The sequence below is a fragment of the Bacillus sp. SM2101 genome, assembly GCF_018588585.1.
In the GTDB taxonomy this organism is placed as follows: Bacteria; Bacillota; Bacilli; order Bacillales; family SM2101; genus Nanhaiella; species Nanhaiella sioensis.
This window is the reverse complement of sequence record NZ_JAEUFG010000068.1, coordinates 1-4243: the sequence shown is the minus strand read 5'-3', so window position 1 is coordinate 4243 and position 4243 is coordinate 1. Positions and strand designations below refer to the sequence as shown.

Genomic DNA, 4243 nt, shown 5'->3' with positions numbered 1-4243 from the left:
ACCATACCATTGGTATAAAGTCTATGAAGATAACTAAAATGTAGAGTTTGTGAAGTAATGTACTTAAAGTAAAGGGGACTTAAATCGAAGAACATATTACAAGTTATCTCGAATTCAAGCTTTCGACTATCGGGCCCATTTCAGGAATAAGAATTGTGTCTATTTTTTGATTGTCTAAACTAGCTGTCTTTGAAATAATTAGTATTAAGCAAACTTGCAGAGAAGTTGCAGAACATTCTGTTATATATGAATTAATCCTGAAATAAATAGATAGGAGTGTGTAATAAATGAATAGAGTAAATGTAGCATATGCTTTTATTTATAAAGAGGATGAGAATAAAATCCTTATGGTTAATAATAAGGGTGGAGGTTGGTCTCTTCCTGGCGGTGCAGTGGAACAAGGGGAAACTTTAGAACAAGCAGTTGTTCGAGAGGTTAAGGAAGAAACAAGTTTAACAATTGAAGCTGCTGAGGTTATAGCTGTCAATGAAGCGTTTTTTAAAGAAAAGGGACATCACGCTTTATTTATAACATTTAAAGCAAAAGTCATCGAGGGAGAAATTTCAATTATAGATAGAGACGAAATTTCAGAAATTGAGTGGGTAGACATACAAAGGGCTAATGAATTAATGCCTTATCATCCTTATGGAGTGGATAGCTTACTAAAAGCCTCTTCTCCTTATACATTTCAAGGTTAATAAACCCTCCGGTTCTTCAACTATATGGCGCTTGAACAGAGTAAAAACTCCCAATTTCTCACAATTATAATATGCTGAGGAATAGGGAGTTTTAATATTGAAACCACCTTAATGTCATATATCTTTTTTTCTTAGCTACATCCAAACTCAATCAACAAAATATGGTATTATTTAACTGTTGTGGTATTGTATATATAAGGTTGTGTAAGGAGGGAAATGAATGAAAAAGTATCTTGGATGGGTATCTTTAGGTCTAATAATTATAACTTCTACATTTTTATTACTTTTTCGTGGAAATGAAAATATTAGTGGACAACTTGGAATTAACATTCTCCTCATTGGATTCTCACTTGCGATAATCACAGCTTTTTTGAGCACAAAGGGCGTACCTAAAAGGCTAGCTTTTATAATATTAGGATTATTATTCGCTGGGTTTGTATATGGGGTTCTTATAATGGTAGTATAGGTTGGGCTGAAACCAATAAACTAGCTAAAAAAAGGGGGTACGAGGTACTCCTTTTTATTGTGCTGATCTTCCGCAATATGGCGCAAATCTGAAATAAATTAGATAAACGTCTTTTTCTTTTGAGTACCATATGCTTTGAAAAAGGATTGCCTAAGAACTGAACATTTGAAATAATTGGTCTTAAGTTAATTGGCAGAAGAGTTTAAGAAATTTAGATAGGAATTTCTCAAAAGGGTGGTAGTTTTTATGAATATAGATGATTATGCCTGGAATAAACATGAGCAAAAATTAAAAGAAATGCAAAGAGAATTTACATATAGTAAGCCAAAAATAAAAATCGTGGATAACACAGAAATAAGGAATAGGATTGAAAAAGCCCTTGAAGAATTGTCACAAAAAAGTCTAGCACAATGGGCCTTAAAAGTTGCTAATAAACACTTAATTCACCTAGATAATCAGTTGAAGAATGATGAGCGCATTAAATTAGGGATAGAAAGTCTTGAAAAACGTATAGAAGGGAGTATAAGAGCATATGATTTGCGAAAAGTAGGATTTATCGTAAATGAATTAGCTAAGGAGTCTATAACAGAAGCAAGTAAATTCGCTGCACGTTCATTTGCCCAAGCAATTGCAACAGGACATATGAGAGGACATGCTTTAGTTTGTAGTGACTACGCAGTTAAGCTGATAAATTCTTTATCAGATAACTCACTAGATACCGCAACAAAAGAGAGGCAAAGACAATTAAAAATATTAAATGAGTTGATTTTAGATGACGAATGATCTAAACCAGAACTTTAAATTTCTTAACGAGGTATGAGAGGTTGAATTATCTTCAACAATATGGCGCAAAGAATATAGTTAAGGCGATCCTGAGTACCTTAAGGATAAAGTCTATAAAATGGGCAGCCAGGTAATTTGCGAATCTTATAATACGAATATGGCGCTAAAATGTAACAAGGATTAGTGCTTTTATTTTCATAAGGTCATGTTGTTGCACAATAAATTATTTTATTTATCGTGTGAACAAGGTGCTTTATTGTAGAAAGTAATAGTAAAGTGGGTGTGGCTTAAGCTATTGATTTAAACAAGTATGTTTGGTATAGTTGTCATATTATAGAAGGGAGTGAGGGTAAACAATGACTAATTTAATGAGGATAACCTTGGGAATTAAATGTATTGCCTCTCACTCATGCGGATTAAGAAAATAATCCTCGATGAAAAGGGTATGTAAGTATATTTTCGAAAAAGAACGAAATGGGAGTCACAAGGTTAATTTATATAGCCCTGTGGCTTTTTTAATTTTTGAATGATTAATAAATATTATATAGGAATAAATACATATCATTTAATTTCCTGTTTTCCTCACATAAGTTAGTCTAATAAATTATATCTCAGTGTCGTTGGATAATTGTTGAAGAACGCCATAATTTTATGTGTAGGAGTTGATATCGTGCTTACTTTACAAAAAGTACAACCAAAGGAAGAGAATATATTACGTAACATAATGCAGTTTTACATATATGAGTTTAGTAAATATATTCCTACTATAATATTAGAACAGAATGGAACTTATAAACCTTTTAATTTAGAGAAGTATTGGGCTAATAGTAACTTTCATGCTTACTTTATAAAATTAGAAGATGAATTTATTGGATTTACTCTTGTTGAAAGCTCAACTGAGTCGAGCCCCAACACAATTCAGGAATTCTTTATTATGGCTAAATATAGTGGTAATGGCTACGGGAAAAAAATTGCGAAAAAAGTACTTACCATGTTTCCAGGTGATTGGATGATTACTCAAATAGAAAAAAACAAGCGTGCTCGTTCTTTTTGGAAGGGAATGATTAACGAAATTTGTAAGGGTGAATTTAGAGAGCGTTTTGAAGACGGAAAATACATTCAAGAATTTGAGACAGGGGGCGAGTTCAAGGTTTCAAACCATAGGCTAGAGAAAATATTAGACTGATTTTGATGTAAAAATTCACAGTAAAAATATATTTGAAAAGAGGCATTTTAATGATACATGAAGCAGATATCAGTATAAGAAAAAAGTTGTTACCTATGTTTAAAGAAATAGATAGTACTGTGGTTCTTTCGTGTCTCCAAGGTCATATGGGAACTGCTTGGGTTGATGACCTTGAGAACCCGACTACTGCACAAATTATGGTGGGTATTTTTGTATACTATGCTGGCAACCCATATTCGAAGGGTGCTGAGGAGTTACTCCACAACCTTCCTGAACATATCTATGTGATCGTAAATAATGACGAATGGAAAAATCGCATAGAGACTGTTCATAAAGGAGTTTTGGATAAATTTCAACGATATAAATTCAAAAAAAACCCTGAAGATCTAAACCAAAGTCACATACATGCTATTTTATCAACATTACCAAAAGGATATAAACTACAAAAAATAGATTCAACATTAGCCAAAGAACCGTCCCTACATGATATTTCAGAGGATTTTACAAGTCAGTTTGATTCAATAGATGGTTTTATAAATAGAGGTATAGGGTATGCAATTTTATATGATGGACAAGTTGTATGTGGAGCATCATCATATAGTATTTATGATCATGGAATTGAGATTGAAGTTGCTACACATCCATTGCATAGAAGAAAAGGCTTAGCATCAATAGCAGCATCTGCATTGATTTTAGATTGTCTTGACGAGGGGTTGTATCCTAGTTGGGATGCAGCTAACATTGAATCTGCTCATTTAGCACAAAAACTTGGTTACATTTTGGAAGAGTCTTATGATACGTATTATATTAATTATAAAAAATAAGCTTGTAGATATAGATTAAATATTAGCCTGATAATAATCCGATTATTCCACAATCTGGCGCACTTATTTAACAGTGCGTTTTTTTTTGTATTGGGCCATATTCTAGAACAATGCCTTTAAAGAAAATTGGATTTGTAGGTTAAAATATAGAAGAGCTTGTGAAATTCTGCGCTAAAAGTAACGGCAGATTAATTAATAGATTCAATACCATAGAAAAAGAAAGAAAATATAAATTTGACTACTCAAAAGTTGATAATTTGAAGAGATATTTAGCTGGTATTCACTA

The 4243-nt window shown here is 32.4% G+C and carries 5 protein-coding genes; all 5 read left to right on the top strand.

The genetic code is table 11. The features are described from left to right. Window positions 1–287: 287 nt before the first annotated feature. The 5 genes from JM172_RS24000 (at window position 288) to JM172_RS23980 (ending at window position 3957) form a co-directional block, all read left to right on the top strand. Window positions 288–698 (top strand): NUDIX hydrolase, encoded by a 411-nt coding sequence (locus tag JM172_RS24000; protein ID WP_214484908.1) that lies wholly within the window; start codon window positions 288–290, stop codon window positions 696–698. 220 nt (window positions 699–918) lie between these two features. After that, complete coding sequence (locus JM172_RS23995; RefSeq protein ID WP_214484907.1) at window positions 919–1164, top strand: hypothetical protein; 246 nt, start codon at window positions 919–921, stop codon at window positions 1162–1164. Window positions 1165–1410: 246 nt separating this feature from the next. Beyond that, on the top strand, window positions 1411–1947 hold the full coding sequence (locus tag JM172_RS23990) for a putative immunity protein (RefSeq protein ID WP_214484906.1): 537 nt from the start codon (window positions 1411–1413) through the stop codon (window positions 1945–1947). Between the two features lie 670 nt (window positions 1948–2617). Further along, entirely contained in the window at window positions 2618–3133 is a 516-nt protein-coding gene (locus JM172_RS23985) for a GNAT family N-acetyltransferase (RefSeq protein WP_352224146.1), read from the top strand. Between the two features lie 50 nt (window positions 3134–3183). Beyond that, window positions 3184–3957 (top strand): GNAT family N-acetyltransferase, encoded by a 774-nt coding sequence (locus JM172_RS23980; protein WP_214484905.1) that lies wholly within the window; start codon window positions 3184–3186, stop codon window positions 3955–3957. Window positions 3958–4243: the final 286 nt, after the last annotated feature.

What these genes read in the sequence shown, in the direction of transcription:
- JM172_RS24000 (WP_214484908.1), top strand. Translation starts at nt 288, where the DNA reads ATGAATAGAGTAAATGTAGCATATGCTTTTATTTATAAAGAGGATGAG.
- JM172_RS23995 (WP_214484907.1), top strand. Translation starts at nt 919, where the DNA reads ATGAAAAAGTATCTTGGATGGGTATCTTTAGGTCTAATAATTATAACT.
- JM172_RS23990 (WP_214484906.1), top strand. Translation starts at nt 1,411, where the DNA reads ATGAATATAGATGATTATGCCTGGAATAAACATGAGCAAAAATTAAAA.
- JM172_RS23980 (WP_214484905.1), top strand. Translation starts at nt 3,184, where the DNA reads ATGATACATGAAGCAGATATCAGTATAAGAAAAAAGTTGTTACCTATG.